Source organism: Citrobacter sp. Cm038 (assembly GCF_030333105.1).
Lineage (GTDB): Bacteria > Pseudomonadota > Gammaproteobacteria > Enterobacterales > Enterobacteriaceae > Citrobacter > Citrobacter murliniae.
The window spans coordinates 47,282-67,746 of the sequence record NZ_JAOWGO010000026.1; the positions used below are offsets into that span (position 1 = coordinate 47,282).

At 50.1% G+C, this 20,465-nt stretch carries 20 protein-coding genes; 14 read left to right on the forward strand and 6 right to left on the reverse strand.

Going from position 1 to position 20,465, the window contains the following annotated elements:
* Nucleotides 1–13 precede the first annotated feature (13 nt).
* On the forward strand, nucleotides 14–943 hold the full coding sequence (tus, locus tag OGY01_RS23355; protein ID WP_286493831.1) for a DNA replication terminus site-binding protein: 930 nt from the start codon (nucleotides 14–16) through the stop codon (nucleotides 941–943).
* On the opposite strand, the gene fumC is transcribed toward tus, so the two are convergent.
* Nucleotides 940–2,343, reverse strand: a complete 1,404-nt coding sequence (gene fumC / locus OGY01_RS23360; protein WP_048221503.1) for a class II fumarate hydratase — start codon at nucleotides 2,341–2,343, stop codon at nucleotides 940–942. The two genes, tus and fumC, sit on opposite strands and share 4 nt — an antisense overlap.
* 142 nt (nucleotides 2,344–2,485) lie before the next feature.
* Nucleotides 2,486–4,132 carry a class I fumarate hydratase gene (gene fumB / locus OGY01_RS23365; RefSeq protein ID WP_286493833.1) on the reverse strand — a complete coding sequence of 549 codons (1,647 nt, stop codon included), beginning with the start codon at nucleotides 4,130–4,132 and terminating at the stop codon, nucleotides 2,486–2,488.
* Nucleotides 4,133–4,396: 264 nt separating this feature from the next.
* Here fumB and manA point away from each other — a divergent pair, with 264 nt between their 5' ends.
* On the forward strand, nucleotides 4,397–5,572 hold the full coding sequence (gene manA, locus OGY01_RS23370; protein ID WP_045442602.1) for a mannose-6-phosphate isomerase: 1,176 nt from the start codon (nucleotides 4,397–4,399) through the stop codon (nucleotides 5,570–5,572).
* Nucleotides 5,573–5,679: 107 nt separating this feature from the next.
* Nucleotides 5,680–7,188 (forward strand): YdgA family protein, encoded by a 1,509-nt coding sequence (locus OGY01_RS23375; protein ID WP_286493855.1) that lies wholly within the window; start codon nucleotides 5,680–5,682, stop codon nucleotides 7,186–7,188.
* Nucleotides 7,189–7,244: 56 nt separating this feature from the next.
* Here the strand turns inward: OGY01_RS23375 and OGY01_RS23380 are convergent, their stop codons facing one another.
* Nucleotides 7,245–8,270, reverse strand: a complete 1,026-nt coding sequence (locus OGY01_RS23380; RefSeq protein WP_045442599.1) for a Mal regulon transcriptional regulator MalI — start codon at nucleotides 8,268–8,270, stop codon at nucleotides 7,245–7,247.
* Between the two features lie 170 nt (nucleotides 8,271–8,440).
* Between OGY01_RS23380 and malX the strand changes: the two genes are divergently transcribed.
* The 3 genes from malX to OGY01_RS23395 all read left to right on the forward strand — a co-directional run bounded on the left by malX (nucleotide 8,441) and on the right by OGY01_RS23395 (nucleotide 11,551).
* Entirely contained in the window at nucleotides 8,441–10,033 is a 1,593-nt protein-coding gene (malX, locus tag OGY01_RS23385) for a maltose/glucose-specific PTS transporter subunit IIBC (RefSeq protein WP_045442589.1), read from the forward strand.
* Nucleotides 10,034–10,043: 10 nt separating this feature from the next.
* Nucleotides 10,044–11,216: a MalY/PatB family protein gene (locus OGY01_RS23390; protein WP_286493835.1), complete on the forward strand. Its 1,173-nt coding sequence runs from the start codon at nucleotides 10,044–10,046 to the stop codon at nucleotides 11,214–11,216.
* 164 nt (nucleotides 11,217–11,380) lie between these two features.
* On the forward strand, nucleotides 11,381–11,551 hold the full coding sequence (locus tag OGY01_RS23395; protein ID WP_223306988.1) for a YnfU family zinc-binding protein: 171 nt from the start codon (nucleotides 11,381–11,383) through the stop codon (nucleotides 11,549–11,551).
* A 194-nt stretch (nucleotides 11,552–11,745) separates the two neighbouring features.
* Here the strand turns inward: OGY01_RS23395 and cspG are convergent, their stop codons facing one another.
* Nucleotides 11,746–11,961, reverse strand: a complete 216-nt coding sequence (gene cspG, locus OGY01_RS23400) for a cold shock protein CspG (RefSeq protein WP_045442583.1) — start codon at nucleotides 11,959–11,961, stop codon at nucleotides 11,746–11,748.
* Between the two features lie 301 nt (nucleotides 11,962–12,262).
* Between cspG and cspH the strand changes: the two genes are divergently transcribed.
* Nucleotides 12,263–12,475, forward strand: a complete 213-nt coding sequence (gene cspH, locus OGY01_RS23405; protein WP_071828923.1) for a cold shock-like protein CspH — start codon at nucleotides 12,263–12,265, stop codon at nucleotides 12,473–12,475.
* Between the two features lie 137 nt (nucleotides 12,476–12,612).
* On the opposite strand, the gene OGY01_RS23410 is transcribed toward cspH, so the two are convergent.
* On the reverse strand, nucleotides 12,613–13,425 hold the full coding sequence (locus tag OGY01_RS23410; RefSeq protein ID WP_286493837.1) for a class I SAM-dependent methyltransferase: 813 nt from the start codon (nucleotides 13,423–13,425) through the stop codon (nucleotides 12,613–12,615).
* 492 nt (nucleotides 13,426–13,917) lie between these two features.
* Between OGY01_RS23410 and add the strand changes: the two genes are divergently transcribed.
* Complete coding sequence (gene add / locus OGY01_RS23415; protein WP_286493839.1) at nucleotides 13,918–14,919, forward strand: adenosine deaminase; 1,002 nt, start codon at nucleotides 13,918–13,920, stop codon at nucleotides 14,917–14,919.
* 81 nt (nucleotides 14,920–15,000) lie between these two features.
* Here add and OGY01_RS23420 read toward each other — a convergent pair whose 3' ends face one another.
* On the reverse strand, nucleotides 15,001–16,041 hold the full coding sequence (locus tag OGY01_RS23420) for an oxidoreductase (protein ID WP_286493841.1): 1,041 nt from the start codon (nucleotides 16,039–16,041) through the stop codon (nucleotides 15,001–15,003).
* Between the two features lie 241 nt (nucleotides 16,042–16,282).
* Between OGY01_RS23420 and blr the strand changes: the two genes are divergently transcribed.
* The 6 genes from blr to rsxC all read left to right on the forward strand — a co-directional run.
* Nucleotides 16,283–16,411 (forward strand): division septum protein Blr, encoded by a 129-nt coding sequence (gene blr, locus OGY01_RS23425; RefSeq protein WP_045442577.1) that lies wholly within the window; start codon nucleotides 16,283–16,285, stop codon nucleotides 16,409–16,411.
* Nucleotides 16,412–16,706: 295 nt separating this feature from the next.
* Complete coding sequence (gene ydgT / locus OGY01_RS23430) at nucleotides 16,707–16,922, forward strand: transcription modulator YdgT (RefSeq protein WP_045442575.1); 216 nt, start codon at nucleotides 16,707–16,709, stop codon at nucleotides 16,920–16,922.
* A gap of 90 nt (nucleotides 16,923–17,012) precedes the next feature.
* Nucleotides 17,013–17,453: a DUF2569 domain-containing protein gene (locus OGY01_RS23435; RefSeq protein WP_045442573.1), complete on the forward strand. Its 441-nt coding sequence runs from the start codon at nucleotides 17,013–17,015 to the stop codon at nucleotides 17,451–17,453.
* Between the two features lie 76 nt (nucleotides 17,454–17,529).
* Nucleotides 17,530–18,111 (forward strand): electron transport complex subunit RsxA, encoded by a 582-nt coding sequence (gene rsxA / locus OGY01_RS23440; protein ID WP_005121199.1) that lies wholly within the window; start codon nucleotides 17,530–17,532, stop codon nucleotides 18,109–18,111.
* Nucleotides 18,111–18,689: an electron transport complex subunit RsxB gene (gene rsxB, locus OGY01_RS23445; protein ID WP_045442568.1), complete on the forward strand. Its 579-nt coding sequence runs from the start codon at nucleotides 18,111–18,113 to the stop codon at nucleotides 18,687–18,689. The genes rsxA and rsxB overlap by 1 nt, the downstream gene beginning before the upstream one ends.
* Nucleotides 18,682–20,465, forward strand: a 1,784-nt coding sequence (rsxC, locus tag OGY01_RS23450; protein ID WP_286493842.1) for an electron transport complex subunit RsxC, incomplete at its 3' end; no start/stop codon positions are given. The genes rsxB and rsxC, both read left to right, overlap by 8 nt.

The window sequence follows — 20,465 nt, forward strand, 5'->3', positions numbered from 1 at the left end:
AAATGGTAACCCTATGACTCGTTACGATCTCGTCGAACGACTGAACGGCACCTTTCGCCAGATGGAACAGGAACTGGCGCAACTGACTGAAAATTTGCAGCAGCGAACGCTGCTGATTGCGCGCGTGTTTTCTCTGCCAGAAGTGGCAAAAGAGGCAGAACATGCCCCGCTGGAGAGCATTGATGTTAAGCAGCATTTGGGCAAAGAGGCTGAAATGCTGGCGCTACGCCACTTCCGCCACCTGTTTATTCAGCAGCAATCTGAGAACCGCAGCAGCAAAGCGGCCGTTCGCCTGCCTGGCGTGTTGTGCTACCAGGTCAATAACAGCGTACAGACCGCACTTGAAGAGCAAATACAACGCATTAACCAGTTGAAAACAACGTTTGAACGCATTGTGACAGTGGATTCCGGGCTGGCTCCGGCAGCACGTTTCGAATGGGTACATCGACACTTACCCGGCCTGATTACGCTAAACGCTTATCGCACGCTAACCGTTGTCAGGGAACCGGCTACCCTGCGATTTGGCTGGGCGAACAAACACATCATTAAAAACCTGAAACGTGATGAGATGCTGGAACAACTGGAAAAGAGCCTAAACTCACCACGCAGCGTGCATCCCTGGACGCGTGAAGAATGGCAGGCCAGACTGGAGCGTGAATATCAGGATATCGCTGCACTGCCACAGCAGGCCAAACTGAAGATCAAAAGACCGGTAAAAGTCCAGCCCATTGCCCGCGTTTGGTACAAAGGACAGCAAAAACAGGTGCAATATGCTTGCCCGACTCCGCTGATTGCACTGATTAATAGCGACAATGGTATGAGTGTGCCTGATATCGGTGAACTGCTGAATTACGATGCTGAAAACGTGCAGCACCGCTTTAAACCTCAGGCACAGCCGTTAAGACTCATTATCCCCCGGCTGCACCTGTATGTTGCGGATTAACGTCCTGGTCGCATGCTACCGACCATCAGTTCCGGACGTACCCAACTGTCAAACTCGGCTTCGGTAAGATACCCCAGCGCCAGGGCGGACGCTTTTAAGGTCAGTCCTTCTTTGTGGGCCTTCTTGGCAATCTCTGCGGCTTTATCGTAACCAATATGAGTATTGAGCGCGGTAACCAGCATGAGCGATTCATTGAGTAACTGATCAATTCGCTCGCGATTCGGTTCAATCCCGGTAGCACAGTGCTCGTTGAAACTTTCCATACCATCTGCCAGCAGGCGAACTGATTGCAGGAAGTTATGAATAACCATCGGACGATAGACATTCAGCTCAAAATTACCTGACGCCCCACCAATATTAACCGCGACATCATTACCCATTACCTGACAGCACAGCATAGTCAGCGCTTCACACTGAGTCGGATTAACTTTACCCGGCATAATAGAACTACCCGGCTCATTTTCAGGAATTGATATCTCGCCAATACCACAGCGTGGGCCGGATGCCAGCCAGCGCACATCATTAGCGATTTTCATCAGCGACGCAGCCAGTCCTTTTAGCGCCCCATGAGCATGTACCAGCGCATCGCAAGTAGCTAACGCCTCGAATTTATTCGGCGCGGTAACAAACGGTGCGGAGGTTAGCGCCGCCAGTTCATCCGCGACACGCACGGCATATTCAGGATGGGTATTCAGCCCGGTGCCGACCGCAGTACCACCCAACGCCAGTTCAGCAACGTGCGGTAAGCTGTATTCGATATGCCTCAGGTTATGTTCTAACATCGCGACCCAGCCTGAGATCTCCTGGCCCAGCGTCAGCGGCGTGGCATCCTGCAGATGGGTTCGTCCGATTTTTACGATATCAGCAAAAGCATGCGATTTTTCTCGCAGCGTGGTGGTTAACACATTCAGTTGCGGGATAAGGTGCTCACGCAGAGCCAGCAGCGCGGCAACGTGCATCGCCGTGGGAAAGACGTCGTTAGAACTTTGGCTTTTATTCACGTCGTCATTTGGATGTATTTTACGCTCCATACCCCGTACGCCGCCCAGCAATTCACTGGCTCTATTTGCCAGCACTTCGTTCATGTTCATATTGCTTTGCGTACCGGAACCGGTCTGCCAGATAGCCAGCGGAAACTCATCACGATGCTTATCCGCTAACACCTCATCCGCCGCCTGCATGATGGCGTTCGCTTTGTCTGCCGCCAACAGTCCCAAATCCTGATTAACCTTCGCAGCGGCGCGTTTAGTCAGCGCCAGTGCATGGATCAGCGAGACCGGCATTTTCTCCGTTGAGATGCGAAAATGTTCCAGCGATCGTTGGGTTTGCGCCCCCCAGAGTTTATCAGCCGGAACATCTATCGCACCCATTGAATCATTTTCGCGGCGTACCGTTACCATTACCTGCTCCTTATATTATCTATTGATTAGGTTATGTTTCGACATTGCCCACTTGCCATTGGTCTTATGAGTATTAACGAGGATAAAGCTGTCGTTTGGTGGTTCGTGCGGTAAAAAAAACCGCCCCGAAGGGCGGCTGACGTTACTTAACGCAGCGTGCGCACTGCGACGTCTGAATCTGCTGGAAGAAATCATTACCTTTGTCATCCACAAGGATAAACGCCGGGAAATCCTCCACTTCAATTTTCCAGATGGCTTCCATCCCCAGTTCCGGATATTCCACACATTCCAGACTTTTGATACTGCCCTGTGCCAGCACCGCTGCGGGACCGCCAATACTGCCCAGGTAGAAGCCGCCATGTTTATGACAGGCATCTGTGACCTGCTGACTACGGTTTCCTTTTGCCAGCATAATCATACTCCCGCCTTCGGACTGAAGCTGGTCAACATATGAGTCCATACGACCAGCAGTGGTTGGACCCAGCGAGCCCGAAGCATAACCTTCCGGCGTTTTGGCCGGGCCAGCGTAATAAATAGGGTGATCTTTTACATACTGCGGCAAACTCTCGCCGTTATCCATACGTTCTTTCAGTTTTGCATGCGCAATATCACGCCCGACAATGATCGTACCATTGAGCGACAGACGGGTGGAAACAGGATACTGCGACAACTGGGCCAGGATCTCTTTCATCGGGCGGTTAAGGTCCACACGTACGGCTTCGCCCTCGCCTGCCTGACGCAGCTCTTCCGGGATGTATTTGCCTGGGTTGTTTTCCAGCTTCTCGATCCAGATACCTTCACGGTTGATCTTGGCTTTAATATTACGATCAGCCGAACAGGAGACGCCCATTCCAACCGGGCACGATGCACCGTGACGCGGCAGACGGATCACGCGGATATCATGGGCGAAATATTTCCCGCCAAACTGCGCGCCTAACCCCAGATTCTGCGCCTCAATCAGCAACTCTTTTTCCAGTTCAACGTCGCGGAAGGCCTGTCCATGCTCATTACCTTCAGTAGGCAACTCGTCATAATATTTCGCAGAAGCCAGCTTGACGGTTTTCAAAGTGGTTTCTGCGGAAGTTCCGCCAATCACAAACGCAATGTGGTACGGTGGACATGCTGCGGTTCCCAGCGTACGCATCTTGTCCACCAGGTAATTTTTCAATTTCCCCGGCGTTAAAAGCGCTTTGGTTTCCTGATACAGATAGGTCTTATTCGCCGAGCCACCGCCTTTGGCAATGCACAGGAATTTATACTCATCACCATCCACACTATACAGATCGATTTGCGCAGGAAGGTTAGTCCCGGTATTCACCTCGTTGTACATATCCAGCGCAGCATTTTGTGAATAGCGCAGGTTGTCTTCGATATAGGTGTTATAGACACCTCGCGCCAGCGCAGCCTCATCGCCACCTCCGGTCCAGACACGCTGACCTTTTTTACCAACGATAATGGCCGTCCCGGTGTCCTGACAGGTCGGCAAAACACCTTTTGCCGCAATATCTGAGTTGCGCAGGAATTGCAGGGCAACATATTTGTCGTTTTCGCTGGCATCCGGGTCGCGCAGAATATCAGCGACTTGCTGCTGATGCGCAGGCCGCAGCATAAACGACGCATCATGAAATGCCTGACGCGCGAGGAGAGTTAACGCTTCAGGCGCAACTTTTACGATTTCCTGCCCTTCAAATTCGGCAACGGAAACATGGTCGCTGGTCAGCAGATAGTATTCGGTATCATCCTTGTTGAGGGGAAAAGGATGTTGATAATGAAAGGGTTTGTTTGACATTGTGCTCTCACTTACAGCTCGGTCTGGTTATTCTCTGGGCAGATGTTCCGTTGCCCTGCTTCCCTGTCGCAGCTCGGGTTGTAGAAGGCGTGGCTTTTCTGCAACCGGAATTGCTCAGGGTATTAAAAGCGAGTCACCATATCCTACACAATTTTTTAACAAAAACTGAGACAAAGACGACTTTTTACATGTGCAGGTTACTTCCCCCCGGTTTTCTTGGTTTAATGGACAGAGAAATTTCAACATTGAAACAGGGCATTGATAATGCAAAAACTCATCAACTCAGTGCAGAACTACGCCTGGGGAAGTAAAACGGCGTTAACCGAACTTTATGGCATTGCCAATCCGTCAAACCAGCCGATGGCTGAACTGTGGATGGGCGCCCATCCGAAAAGCAGCTCTCAGGTTCAGAGCGCTGAGGGTCAGTTAATTTCTCTGCGTGATGCTATCGAACACGATAAATCTGCTGTGTTAGGTGATGCCGTGGCGAAGCGCTTTGGTGAATTGCCCTTCCTGTTTAAAGTGCTCTGTGCCGCACAACCTCTTTCTATTCAGGTTCACCCTAACAAACGCAACTCTGAAATTGGATTTGCTAAAGAAAACGCCGCAGGGATCCCGATGGACGCCGCGGAGCGTAATTACAAAGATCCTAACCACAAGCCTGAGCTGGTTTTTGCCCTGACGCCCTTCCTGGCCATGAATGCGTTCCGCGAGTTCTCTGACATTGTGGCATTGTTACAACCTGTCGCTGGTGCGCATCCTGCCATTGCACATTTCCTGCAGGAACCAGGTGCAGAGCGTCTGAGCCATCTTTTCGCCAGCTTGCTGAATATGCAGGGCGAAGAGAAATCCCGCGCACTGGCAGTCCTGAAATCTGCGCTTAACAGCCAACAGGGTGAACCATGGCAAACTATTCGCCTAATCGCTGACTTCTACCCTGACGATAGCGGTCTCTTCTCTCCTCTGCTGCTCAACGTGGTTAAGCTGAATCCTGGCGAAGCTATGTTTTTGTTTGCTGAAACGCCCCATGCCTACCTGCAGGGTGTTGCGCTCGAGGTGATGGCTAACTCCGATAACGTTCTGCGCGCCGGACTCACGCCAAAATATATTGATATTCCTGAACTGGTCGCCAACGTTAAATTTGAAGCTAAACCGGCAAACCAACTGCTAACGACCCCAAATAAAACAGGTGGAGAGCTGGACTTCCCGATCCCGGTTGATGACTTCGCTTTCTCCCTGCATGAACTGTCAGCCGGAGAAGCGGCAATTAGCCAACAAAGCGCCGCCATCCTGTTCTGTATCGAGGGAGAGGCCGTGCTACATAAAGGCGAGCAGCGACTGGTACTGAAACCGGGTGAATCGGCATTTATTAGTGCAAACGAATCACCGATTAATGTCAGCGGCGTCGGCCGTTTAGCTCGGGTTTACAACAAGCTCTAGCAAGATACTGATATTTTTAGCAACTCTTGCTAAGCTAATAGTGAGTCAAAGACATGTCACTCCTCCAGGCGCTTTCAAACGCCTGGATTTATTTTATGGATATCGAAATGAAAAAATCGCTGGTAGCTGCGGGTGTGGTAGTTGCGTTAGGTATCGTCTGGACAGGCGGCGCCTGGTACACCGGAAAGAAACTTGAAACGCATCTCGCCGAGATGGTGACGCAGGCAAATGATCAGATCAAACGCTACTCACCTGAGTCCGGTATTGAACTGAGTTATCAGAACTACCAGCGCGGCGTGTTTAACAGCCAGTTGCAACTGGTGGTGAAACCTATTGCCGGTCAGGAAAATGCCTGGCTGAAACCTGGGCAAACTATCGTTCTGAATGAATCTGTTGATCACGGCCCCTTCCCGCTGGTGCAGCTTAAATCATTGAATCTTATGCCAGCCATGGCGGCAGTGAAAACAACGCTGGTGAATAACGACGTTACAAAACCGCTATTTGACATCGCTAAAGGGGAATCTCCTTTCACCATTAATTCCCGTATTGGCTATAGCGGCGACACCCGTTCCGATCTTTCTCTCAAACCACTGAACTACGAAAAAGGCGACGAAAAAGTGGCCTTTAGCGGCGGAGAATTCCAGTTCACGGCAGACAAAGACGGGAACGCAGTCTCTGTGACAGGAGAAGCGCAGAGCGGTGTGGTGAATGCAGTCAATGAGTACAACCAGAAAGTACAAGTTACCTTTAATAACCTGACAACCGAAGGCTCCAGCAGCGTAGCCAGTTTTGGCGAACGCATTGGCGATCAAAAATTGTCTCTCGATAAGCTGTCGATTTCGGTTGAAGGTAAAGAGCTGGCCGTCCTTGAAGGCATGGGCATCGATGGTAAATCCGATCTGGTTAACGATGGTAAAACTGTCAACAGCCAGCTGGATTACACACTGAACAGCCTTAAATTGCAGGGTCAGGATTTAGGTAGCGGCAAGCTGACGCTGAAAGTGGCCCAGATTGATGGTGAGGCGTTACATCAGTTCAGTCAGCAGTATACCGCGCAAACCAAGGCGCTGATGGCGCAGATCGATGTGGTACAGAATCCTGAACTTTATCAACAAAAAGTGACAGAAGCGTTCTTTAGCGCCCTGCCAGTGCTGATGAAAGGCGAACCGGTTATCACCATTGCCCCACTAAGCTGGAAGAATGCCAAAGGTGAGACGGCCTTTAATCTGTCACTGTTCCTGAAAGATCCATCGACAAATCAGGACGAGCCGCAAACGCTGGCGCAGGAAGTTGATCGTTCAGTCAAATCACTGGACGCTAAGCTTGCTATCCCCGTAGATATGGCAACTGAGTTCATGACACAGATTGCCAAACTGGAAGGATACCAGCAGGAAGAAGCGGCAGGGCTTGCCAGGCAGCAAGTCAATGGTCTGGCGGCAATGGGTCAAATGTTCCGTGTAACTACGATGCAGGACAACACTATCGGCTCCAGTCTGCAGTATGCAAATGGTCAGGTAACTCTCAACGGCCAAAAAATGTCGCTGGATGAATTTGTTGGCATGTTTGGTATGCCGACGCTTTCAGAGCCGGATGCACCGGCGACCCCACAGCAGTAATCCTTATCTGCTATCAGCGTATGCCCGGTAACTTTGTTTATCGGGCTTTTTTATGCTTAGCACGTTACCAGTCGGGCGGAAAGCGTCATATTGCGCGAGTGACTTTCATCATGTCCAATTCGTTGCAGCACGCGTTCAGCAAGGGTGTAACCCATCTCACGCGCGGGCGTACAGGCCCAGGTAATAGGGAGATCGTCCAGCGCGTTTTCCGCCACATCGGCAAAAGCGGCCAGTGAGACCTGTTGCTCAAAGTAACGATCGACACCGATTTCGCCGCTCTGACGCCCTGCTTTCATCAGGCCAAACCATGCACCAGCCGCAATGGTTTCGTTGTAACAAACCACCGCGCTGATGGTCGGATTATGGCGTAAAAGCGCCGTAACGGTCTCAGCGGCCTGCTTCTGACTGGAAGAACACTCCAGAACCCAATCGCTATGAAATGGCAGACCAAATTTTAGCAGCGTTGCACAATACCCTCCCACGCGTTCAGCTCGGGTCAACGATGAGCTTTGTCCCCCCAACCAGGCTATCCGTTGATGCCCATGATGGATGAGATGTTCAACCAGCAGTTGTGCTGCCTGCATATTGTCAGGTCTGACGGTGTCTGCATCATCCAGGTAGCTGGCGCGGGAAGCAAATACAACGGGGATCCCTTTATCATTGGCCAGGTATCGAAGCGCATCGCTACTGCCTGCAGCACCGGCGATCACCACACCATCAACGCCTTGATTAAGTAACATTGCAAAGCGCTGCGCCAGTTGCTCACCATCCTTACCGCCATGCAATAAAAACACCATACGTCCCTGAGCTTCTAACGCTTCGGTCAACCCTGCGGTAAGTTCAGCATAAAAAGGGGTGGAGAGATCGCGAACAATCAAACCAATAACACCGCTCTGCCCACCGCGAAGTGCTGATGCTTGCCGGTTGCGTACAAAACCCAGTTGCTCTATGGCCGCATTTACCCGTTCGCCGGTTGCTGATGAGATACGCCCTTTTCCACTGAGTACCAATGAGACTGTACTGACCGAAACCCCCGCAGCCAGTGCAACATCATGGATGGTGATTTTTTTGGCTATAGCCATAAAAACGGAAAACCCCCTGATAACGTGACAGATAAAACGTTTTATCAATCGGTTATATTTATACGCCCTATTATCATTCGATAATGTGATTTATACCGCACTAAAATTAGGTAAAACGTTTTATCTTCTCGCCATCATTAGTCACCGAGCTTTACATGAGGAGTCGTTAGATGACGACGAGAACCACACCAAAAATAACGTTATGGGAATTTTTCCAACAGTTGGGCAAAACCTTTATGCTGCCCGTAGCTCTGCTCTCCTTTTGCGGGATCATGTTGGGGATCGGCAGCTCGTTAAGCAGTCATGATGTCTTAACGTTGATCCCGGCATTGGGTAATCCAGTACTACAGGCTATTTTTACCTGGATGAGTAAAGTCGGCTCTTTCGCTTTTAGCTTCCTGCCAGTGATGTTTTGTATCGCCATCCCCCTCGGTCTGGCACGTGAAAATAAAGGCGTGGCCGCATTTGCGGGATTTGTCGGCTATGCGGTAATGAATCTCGCCGTCAACTTTTGGTTAACGGCCAAAGGGATTTTACCCACGACTGATGCGGCGATCCTGAAAGCCAACAACGTACAAAATATTCTTGGGATCCAGTCGATCGATACCGGGATCCTGGGGGCGGTAATTGCCGGGATCATCGTGTGGATGCTGCATGAACGCTTCCACAATATCCGTCTTCCTGATGCGCTGGCATTCTTTGGTGGCACCCGTTTTGTTCCTATCATCTCCTCGGTCGTGATGGGACTGGTTGGGTTGGTAATTCCACTGATATGGCCTGTTTTTGCCATGGGTATTACCGGGCTAGGCCACATCATCAATAGCGCGGGTGAATTTGGTCCGATGCTGTTTGGTACCGGTGAACGTCTGCTGTTGCCTTTTGGTCTGCATCATATTCTGGTGGCACTCATTCGTTTCACCGAAGCAGGTGGTACACAGGAAGTGTGTGGTCATAGCGTAAGTGGCGCGCTGACGATTTTCCAGGCGCAGCTGAGCTGCCCGACAACGCAGGGCTTCTCTGAAAGCGCAACTCGCTTCCTGTCGCAGGGTAAAATGCCGGCGTTCCTTGGTGGATTACCAGGAGCTGCATTAGCGATGTACCATTGCGCACGACCTGAAAATCGTCATAAAATTAAAGGGTTATTAATTTCCGGCCTCATCGCCTGCGTCATCGGTGGTACCACCGAACCTCTGGAGTTCCTGTTCCTGTTCGTAGCGCCAGTCCTGTATGTTATTCACGCTCTGTTGACCGGCCTTGGCTTCACCGTAATGGCAATTCTCGGCGTAACCATCGGCAATACTGACGGCAACCTGATTGACTTTGTGGTGTTCGGTATCCTGCACGGGCTGTCCACCAAATGGTATCTGGTCCCTGTTGTGGCGGCCATCTGGTTCGCGGTGTACTACATTATCTTCCGCTTTGCGATCACGCGATTTAATCTGAAAACACCGGGTCGTGACGTTGAAATTGCCAGCAATATCGAAAAAGTCATGGCGGGAACACCGGGTAAATCTGGCTACAACGTACCAGCTATTCTGGCAGCGCTGGGCGGTGCGGAAAATATCGTCAGTCTGGATAACTGTATTACGCGGTTGCGTTTATCAGTAAAAGATATGTCGCTTGTTAACGTCCAGGCACTGAAGGACAATCGTGCGATTGGCGTAGTACAACTTAATCAGCATAACCTTCAGGTCGTTATTGGTCCGCAGGTCCAGTCAGTCAAAGACGAAATCGCGGTTCTGATGAATACCGTACAGGCTTAAGGACAACGAAATGTTTGATTTTTCAAAGGTTGTGGACAGGCATGGCACATGGTGTACCCAGTGGGATTATGTCGCCGATCGTTTTGGCTCTGCCGATCTGCTGCCATTCACAATCTCTGACATGGATTTTACCACCGCCCCCTGCATCCTGGAGGCGCTGACAAAGCGCCTTTCACACGGAGTGCTGGGCTACAGTCGCTGGAAAAATGATGAGTTTTTAGCGGCGATCAGCCACTGGTTTCTTACCCGCCACGATACCAGGATTGACCCTCAGTCTTTGGTTTACGGCCCCTCCGTCATCTATATGGTGTCAGAGCTGATCCGCCAGTGGTCGTCTGCCGGTGATGCCGTGGTTATTCATACTCCGGCTTACGATGCGTTTTATAAGGCGATTGAAGGAAACCAGCGTGCGGTACTTCCTGTTGCGCTGGAGAAATGCGCAAATGGTTGGTATTGCGACATGGCAAAACTGGAGGCCGTCCTCGCGCGGGCTGAGAGCAAAATTCTTCTGCTCTGTAGTCCACAAAACCCAACGGGAAAAGTCTGGACCCGCGATGAACTGGAAACCATGGCAGAACTGTGCCAGCGCCACGGTGTAAAAGTTATTTCCGACGAGATTCATATGGATATGGTATGGGGAGAACAACCGCACATTCCATGGAGTAACGTGGCGCGAGGAAACTGGGCACTGCTCACCTCCGGCTCGAAGAGTTTTAATATTCCGGCATTAACCGGCGCTTATGGACTTATCGAGGACGCCCAAAGTCGCAATGAGTACCTCAGTGCACTGAAAGGCCGTGACGGACTTTCTTCACCTGCAGTACTGGCGCTTACTGCACATATTGCCGCCTATCAGGACGGTGCAAGCTGGCTCGACGCACTGCGGGATTATCTTGCCTGTAATTTGCGCTACATCGCCCGGGAACTCAATGCCGCCTTCCCTGAACTGAACTGGCAGATACCACAATCCACGTATCTGGCCTGGATTGACCTGCGCCCACTCAACATTGATGACCAGGCGTTGCAGAATGCACTTATCCAGCAGGAAAAAGTGGCGATCATGCCGGGATATACCTACGGAGAAGAAGGTCGCGGTTTTGTTCGCCTGAATGCCGGATGTCCACGTTCAAAACTTGAAAAAGGCGTTAAGGGGTTGATTAACGCAATCCGTTCAGTACGTTGATATGTTTGCGCAATGAGCCATTCATTGCGCAAACTCTTAATTTGGGCGCCGGTTTCCCGCTTTCAATTACTGTCTAATTTTTATCTATAGGGTTCTGTGAGTAAAAAGGGCTATTTATCATCTGATCGTGTATAGTGGCCCTCCACTCAAATCAGGAAGAGCCTATGTCAGATCGTAAAAATAATAAATCCCGCCGTAATTTTCTTGTCAAATGTCTTTGTCCAAACTGCACCGCACAATCAGAACACAGTCACTCTCGGGTACAAAAAGGTGCAATGTTAATTTGCCCCCATTGCAATAAATTATTCCAGTCCGACGCTAAACTCGTCGCGTAATTTGCTATTAAGATAACTGCTGCTCAAAATTATAATGATGAAAAGCGGTTATCCATTCTATCTGCAATCCAAATAGCAAAAAACCCGCTATCAGCGGGTTTATAATTAAGTATGTATAATTCCAGTGCTTCTGCCAGTTTGTCTACTCAGGACAAAGCCGTCTTCGTTGTCGCAAAAGGCATAAGCAGGAATTATTACTCTGCCACTACGACATTAGCAGCAGCCGGGCCTTTAGCGCCATTCTCAACAGAGAACTCGACCTTCTGCCCTTCAAGCAAGGTACGGAAGTTATTCGACTGAATAGCAGAAAAATGTACGAAAACATCTTTAGAGCCATCAGCCGGAGAGATAAAACCGAAACCTTTATCAGCGTTAAACCATTTTACTAAACCAGTCATTTTATTAGACATATTAAATATTCCTTAACTTGAGCCTTTCGGCGAACAGGGGCTTTATTACAGAAACTACGTAGTGCTTAGTAGGGAGACTCAAGAAAGGGATTACTGAAAATACCTGGTGATGAGAACTGCTTTAGTAAACTACTTTGTATGCTGTCTGTCATTCAAACCGACGACGCTATTAACTCATGATGCTCTGGATTACGCAACTTTTATTTTAGCCGTCCAGATATCCTTAGTGCTAAAAAATAGTTCTGGCTTTATTTCTCCTGATACGTATAGTGCACCCCGTTATATCTATTAAGGAATTTATTTGTCTCGTAAAATGACAGGAATTGTCAAAACCTTTGACTGCAAGAGTGGCAAAGGACTCATCATCCCTTCAGATGGTCGTAAAGATGTTCAGGTTCACATTTCAGCGTTAAGCCCCCACGAATCAGAAGTACTCACTCCAGGCATACGTGTAGAGTTTTGCCGGATCAATGGTCTGAGAGGACCAACTGCCGCCAATGTCTATCTTTCATAGCACAGTATCTGATGCATGCCCCTGTTCGACACATCTTTAAACGACGGATGAAGCCATATTGCTGAGACGCTCAGAAATGGCTGAGTACTGAGGGTCTCTGGGTTCCAGACTAATTTCGAATGGTAATTGCCTCGAAACTAAGGCTTCCTTGCAAGGTAAATAGCGGTAACAAAATTACGCTTCACCTTTCCTCCAAAATCCTTTTTCACTACCCTCTCTATCTCATTGAGGAATTGCGTGCGCTCCATTTCACTCAGTCGAGCAACCGGTGAAAATGTTGAAATCAATTGTCTGGTCTGTCGGGCATCCATTTCTGATTCCCATCTGAACTCATCACTAATAATCTCGGTAAACCCGGCTTTTGCCAGATCATCGAGCCTTTCTCTTTTTTGTAGTGGGTAAGGATGGCGGTGACCCGCCTTATGTGAAGGGCTGGCGCTAAGGGGGGCAAACAAGCGATCTGTTCTTTGCATGAATGCATCCTCGTTATGCGGGTCGCCAAAAACAGTCCACCACATAGCAAACCATCCTCCGGGACGCAGAAGCTGGAATATCCTTTCGAGTCCGCTCACGGGTTCGATCCAGTGAAAAGAGGTGGCTGCAATCCCCAGGTCAAAGCAGCCGGGCTGTAGTAGTACGTCCTCAAAAGTGGAATTTATAATCGAGAATGAGTCCTGCGAATACCGACCCAGTCTTTCCTTTAACTTTATAGCCAGATTGTGGTCAGGTTCGATTGCACTTACCTGATATCCCATATCAAGCAGATGTTCCGTTGCTTGCCCGGTCCCAGGCCCAATCTCGAAGGCCCTCCGGCAGATTTCTGGTCCGCAATGCTCTTTAAGTAATGCAAATATATGTAACGGGTAATCAGGCCTGCCCTGCTGATATGCATTCGTATCTCTGCCAAATAAAGCCCGCCCTTCGTTAAGCGGAATGTGCTCTTGCATCATCTTTCTATCCTTCAAATTGTCTAACAATTTCGAGTGTCAGACACTCAGTCAGCAACGTTGTGCCGGATATTTTAACTCGTCGCATGTCCTTACCCAGCGCAGGGATAACCCTACCCCCAACATGAGTAAATAACTTCAACGAATAGAAAGGAATTATGAGTTTTCCACACAAAACTGAATCTGCGTTATTCGAAACGGTGATAAAACAAGCGGGTGACTACCGGAGCTGAGCAACTGTCTGCCAGTGTAACTCCAGCAATCTCATATTCAGCCTGATGGATCTTCCCTATGGCAACATGCTTTACGGTGTTTCCTTGAGTCGGATGGCCAATAAGGATTGTGTGCAGATAGCCCTGCTCAACGAAAAACTGAAATGAATACCCAAATATGCTCCAATTACAAAGTGATAGTGCCATTTTTTCAAAGTTATTAGAGGATTATTATTCTGTTGTATAATACTGCGCACTTTAACTAAATGACGTGAGTGCGACCATGATTGATACTTCCCTACCCTTGACCGATGTCCATCGCCACCTTGATGGTAATATCCGCGCGCAGACAATTCTCGATCTTGGCCGTCAGTTTAATTTGACACTCCCGGCTCAGACGCTTGAAACACTGATTCCTCATGTACAGGTCACATCGACAGAACCGGACCTGGTCAGCTTTTTGTCGAAGCTTGACTGGGGTGTGAAAGTCCTGGCATCTCTGGATGCTTGTCGCCGCGTGGCATTTGAGAATATTGAAGACGCCGCGCGTAACGGTCTGCACTATGTTGAGTTGCGCTTTTCTCCGGGCTACATGGCAATGGCGCATCAACTTCCGGTAGCGGGTGTGGTTGAAGCGGTCATCGAAGGTGTACGCGAAGGCTGTAAGACTTTCGGCGTTGAAGCACGCTTAATTGGTATTATGAGTCGTACCTTCGGCGAGACTGCTTGCCTGCAGGAGCTGGAGGCATTACTGGCACATCGCGGCCACATTACCGCACTGGATCTTGCCGGTGACGAACTCGGTTTTCCGGGTAGTTTATTCCTGTCACACTTCAACCGTGCGCGCGACGCGGGTTGGCACATTACTGTTCATGCAGGTGAAGCCGCTGGCCCGGAAAGCATTTGGCAAGCCATCAGAGAACTGGGTGCAGAGCGTATTGGTCACGGGGTCAAAGCGGTAGAAGATCGTGCATTAATGGATTTTCTCGCCGAGCAACGAATCGGTATTGAATCCTGCCTGACATCTAACATCCAGACCAGTACGGTCGCTTCACTGGCAGTACATCCGCTGAAAACGTTCCTTGAGCATGGTGTTCTGGCCAGTCTGAATACTGACGATCCGGCGGTTCAGGGCGTAGATATTATTCACGAATACACCATTGCGGCCCCGGCTGCTGGATTGACGCGCGAGCAAATCCGCCAGGCGCAAATCAATGGCCTGGAAATGGCATTCCTGAGTGATGAAGAAAAGCGGGCTCTGCGCCAGAAAGTGGCAACAGCGTAACCGTGTGATGCGTTAATGCATGATGGCATTAACGCATCAACCGCCTGCAATTAGATAATTGCAGGCGGTTGATAAACTCGATCAGGCAAGGCACAGCGTGGAGCGGTGTTTAGCCGACTCAATACCAAGCTCAATCAATTCCATAATTTGAATTGCCTGTCTGGCCGGAACCGGATTCTCACCGTTTCCATTTAGCGCATCTCGGATGCCCGCATAGTAAGCGGGATAATTACCCGGTATGGTAAGCAGGGTTTCTTCAACGCGTTCTTCGCCTTCAACCCGCGTCAGTACGCCATCTCGCATGTCGTAGCCCCAGTCTTCCTGCGGCAAACGTTCGCCATTTTTCAGACGTTCTTCCTGAGGATCAAGACCATACTTTACATAGCTCCCGCGCGATCCGTGAACGATGTAGCGTGCAGATTCAGCAGCAGCCAGCATTGTGCCGTGCAAAATCACCCGACGCTGCGGATAAGTCAAAATAGCATGGAAATAATCTGTCGATTGCGCGCCGGGACGAAGCTGAGCCAGATCAACCGTCAGACTGACAGGCAAGCCGAACAGGTTGATCGCCTGATCCAGAAGATGAGGTGCCAGATCGTACCAGATACCACTTCCAGGCCCCCCCTGTTCGCGCCAGCGGTCTCGGATCTGGGGACGGAAACGATCGAAGTGGGATTCAAAATAAGCCACTTCGCCCAAAACACCATCTGCCAGCAGAGCTTTCAGCGTCAGAAAATCACTGTCCCAACGACGATTATGGAACACAGACAGCACTCGTCCCAGACTGCGCGCCAGCATATCCAGTTCACGAGCTTGTGACAGTGTCACGGTAAAAGGTTTATCAACAACCACATGTTTCCCGGCTTCCAGCGCTGCTTTTGCTAACGGGAAATGGGTGTCATTCGGCGTGGGGATAACAATCAAGTCAATGCTGGGATCATCAAACAAATGCCGTGGCTCAGACACAACCGCCACCGAAGGCCAATCCGCTTTAACTTTTGCTTCGTCACTACTGGACACCGCCGCCAGTTCAAGACCCGGTGTACCGACTATCAGGGGGGCATGGAAGGTTTTACTGGCATAACCGTAGCCGATTAGCCCAACGCGGATGTTGTCACTCATGTCATTGCCTCTCATTTCAGGTCCGACCTATTTCACACCATACATAGCAACGTCACAACCGTTTAATAACCTCTACACAATAATGGTTGTTACTTAACTTAAGTCAAACATATGTCACTTAGAGTAAATTTGCTGCGAAAAAGTCAGAGAAATCGTTCCCAATGCTCTTGCCGTATTATTTATTGATTAGTAACATTTGTGCCTTGTGTTTAAGGATAAATCAAAGCAAATGTCGTCAGTAATGAATCGTCTTATTGAATTAACTGGTTGGATTGTTCTCGCGGTCTCTGTCATCCTGCTGGGTGTTGCCAATCATATTGATAACTATCAGCCGCCGGAACCAACAGCAACCTCAGTGCAGAAAAAATAAGCCTCACCAATTCTTTATAGCCCAGCACTGTCCGCAGTGACTGCTGGGTTTAGCTGCAAAAGATGAAATTTTGTCAGAAAAAGCGAATTATGGCGCTTCCGCCCCTGGGCATATTGCCTGCGATTGCGAAGCGCGTTACCCTTTCCCCTGGTGCAGACAGCATCTGCTTTTCTACCGATATGAATAATCTTATTTTTGTATTTGCACACTGGTTCGCTTTTATCTGTGCAACATTGTTTATTTCTTAATATTCACTACTCCGTTGGTATTATTTTATTAATATGGATCTCCGTTTATGACTGTTCAGGACTACTTATTAAAATTCCGCAAAATCAGTTCACTCGAAAGTCTGGAAAAACTGTTCGATCATCTTAACTACACGCTGACCGACGATCGGGACATTATCAATATGTATCGTGCTGCGGACCACCGCCGCGCGGAGCTTATCTCCGGTGGACGCCTGTTTGATGTAGGCCAGGTGCCAAAGTCAGTCTGGCATTACGTGCAATAAACAAGAAGTAGCGCTCAACGTTAAAAGCTTTATAATAATTGCCCCAAAATGAACGGCACGTCTGTTCATACGCGTAAACCTGGAGAAGAGATGACTACGACACCGGCACAACGTATCGGAGGCTGGCTACTTGGGCCACTGGCCTGGCTGTTAGTTGCGTTGTTGAGCGCTTCGCTGGCGTTATTGCTTTATCTCACTGCGCTGGCAACGCCGCACACATTTAAAATGCTCGGTGAACAAAGCCCGATGAATCTGTTCTTGTGGGGTATTTCCTTTATTACAGCTATTGCCATGTGGTACTACACGCTGTGGCTGACCATCGCGTTTTTCAAACGCAGACAGTGCGTTCCTAAGCATTACATTATATGGCTGCTAATTTCCGTGTTGCTGGCGATTAAAGCGTTTGCGTTTTCACCAGTCCCGGACGCTTTTGCCGTACGCCAGCTATTGTTCCCTTTGTTAGCTGCTGCACTGCTGGTGCCCTATTTCAAACGCTCGCAACGCGTTAAGACAACGTTTGTGAACCCGTAATAACCTTACAGTTAACCTGTTGTCGCCTGTTGTAGATTGACAGATAATAGGCGGCTTTTTTATTTCAGGCCGAAAAATGACTGATTACCTGCTGCTGTTTGTCGGAACTGTACTGGTCAATAACTTTGTACTGGTCAAGTTTCTGGGGCTTTGCCCCTTTATGGGTGTTTCCAAAAAACTGGAAACCGCAATGGGTATGGGCCTCGCCACGACTTTTGTCATGACGCTGGCATCTATTTGCGCATGGTTGATTGACACCTGGATCCTCATCCCGCTCGATCTCATTTATTTGCGCACGCTGGCCTTTATCCTGGTCATCGCTGTGGTCGTGCAATTTACCGAAATGGTGGTGCGCAAAACCAGCCCTGCGCTGTACCGTCTGCTGGGGATCTTCTTACCGCTGATCACCACAAACTGTGCGGTACTGGGCGTCGCATTGCTGAACATCAATCTTGGTCATAATTTTTTACAGTCGGCGCTGTACGGATTTTCCGCTGCTGTCGGCTTCTCACTGGTGATGGTACTGTTTGCTGCGATTCGCGAACGCCTCGCCGTGGCAGACGTCCCTGCCCCTTTTCGCGGTAATGCGATTGCGCTAATTACCGCCGGTTTAATGTCATTGGCCTTTATGGGCTTTAGTGGTTTGGTGAAGTTGTAATGAATGCTATCTGGATTGCCGTTGCCGCAGTGAGTCTGCTGGGTCTGGCGTTCGGCGCTATTTTGGGTTACGCCTCTCGTCGTTTTGCCGTAGAGGACGATCCAGTCGTGGAGAAAATCGATGAAATTCTCCCGCAAAGCCAGTGTGGACAGTGCGGTTATCCGGGCTGCCGCCCTTATGCTGAAGCCATAGGCTGCCAGGGTGAAAAAATTAACCGCTGCGCGCCTGGCGGTGAAGCGGTGATGTTGAAAATTGCTACTCTGCTTAACGTCGATCCGCAACCTATTGATGGCGAAGAGCAGGACCTTACGCCCGTGCGCATGCTGGCAGTCATTGATGAAAATAATTGTATTGGCTGCACAAAGTGTATTCAGGCCTGTCCGGTCGATGCCATCGTGGGCGCGACGCGCGCCATGCACACGGTGATGAGCGATCTCTGCACGGGGTGTAATCTGTGTGTTGATCCGTGTCCGACCCAATGTATCGAATTACGTCCAGTCGCCGAAACACCTGATAGCTGGAAGTGGGATTTGAACACTATCCCCGTGCGCATCATTCCCGTGGAACAACATGTTTAATCTATTCTCTGCATTCAGAAAAAACAAAATTTGGGACTTCGATGGCGGCATACATCCACCGGAGATGAAAACCCAGTCAAATGGTACTCCACTGCGACAGGTTCCGCTGGCGCCGCGTTTTATCATTCCGCTGAAGCAGCATATTGGTGCTGAAGGTGAGCTGTGCGTAAACGTGGGTGATCACGTTCTGCGCGGCCAGGCGCTGACCCGCGGGCGAGGCAGAATGCTGCCGGTTCATGCTCCGACCTCGGGCACGATTACCGCCATCGCCCCTCACTCCACTGCGCATCCTTCGGCATTAGCCGAGCTGAGTGTCATCATTGATGCGGATGGAGAAGATCGCTGGATTGAACGCGATTGTTGGGCAGATTATCGCTCCCACAGCCGGGAAGAGTTAATTGCACGTATTCACCAATATGGTGTAGCCGGATTAGGTGGTGCAGGTTTTCCAACCGGCGTCAAACTGCAGGGCGGCGGTGATAAAATTGAAACGCTAATCATCAATGCCGCTGAATGTGAACCTTACATTACGGCTGATGACCGTTTAATGCAGGATTGTGCGGCCCAGGTCGTCGAAGGCATCCGTATACTCGCGCATATTTTGCAGCCACGCGAAATATTACTCGGGATTGAGGATAACAAACCGCAGGCAATTTCAATGCTGCGTGCGGTGCTGGCAGACTCGCACGATATAAGCTTACGCGTCATTCCCACTAAATACCCTTCCGGCGGGGCCAAGCAATTGACCCAAATACTGACCGGGAAACAAGTTCCGCACGGTGGACGCTCCTCGGATATCGGTGTACTGATGCAAAACGTCGGTACTGCCTATGCGATTAAACGCGCCGTGATAGACGGAGAACCAATCACCGAGCGTGTTGTTACGTTGACAGGTGAAGCCGTCAGCCGTCCGGGTAACGTCTGGGCACGGTTAGGCACCCCTGTTCGTCATCTGCTGAATGACGCCGGTTTTTGCCCTTCTGCTGAACAGATGGTGATTATGGGTGGCCCACTGATGGGCTTCACCCTTCCCTGGCTTGATGTTCCCATCGTTAAGATCACTAACTGTCTTCTCGCGCCATCTGTCAGTGAAATGGGTGAACCGCAGGAAGAGAAAGGCTGCATTCGTTGTAGCGCCTGTGCCGATGCCTGCCCGGCGGATCTTCTGCCTCAGCAACTTTACTGGTTCAGTAAAGGACAACAGCACGATAAGGCAACCAGTCACAATATCGCTGACTGCATTGAATGCGGAGCCTGTGCCTGGGTTTGTCCAAGCAATATTCCGCTGGTGCAATATTTCCGCCAGGAAAAAGCTGAGCTTTATGCCATTAGTCAGGAAGAAAAACGCGCCGCTGAAGCAAAAGCACGCTTTGAAGCCAGACAAGCGCGACTGGAACGTGAAAAAGCGGCTCGTCTTGAACGCCACAAAAGCGCGGCGGTACAACCTGCCGCAAAAGATCATGATGCCATTGCCGCCGCACTTGCCCGCGTAAAAGAAAAGCAGGCGCAGGCAATGCAGCCGGTGGTGATCAAGGCTGGCGAAAAACCCGACAACAGCGCCGCCATTGCCGCCCGTGAGGCGCGCAAAGCACAGGCACGAGCTAAACAGGCGGAAAACTCACTGTCTGAAGAGAGCGGTACGGCGACTGATCCGCGCAAAGCTGCCGTCGAAGCCGCGATGGCCCGGGCTAAAGCGCGCAAACTTGAGCAGCAGACAGACGCTGAAACGGCCGAGCCAGTAGACCCGCGCAAAGCCGCTGTCGAAGCCGCGATTGC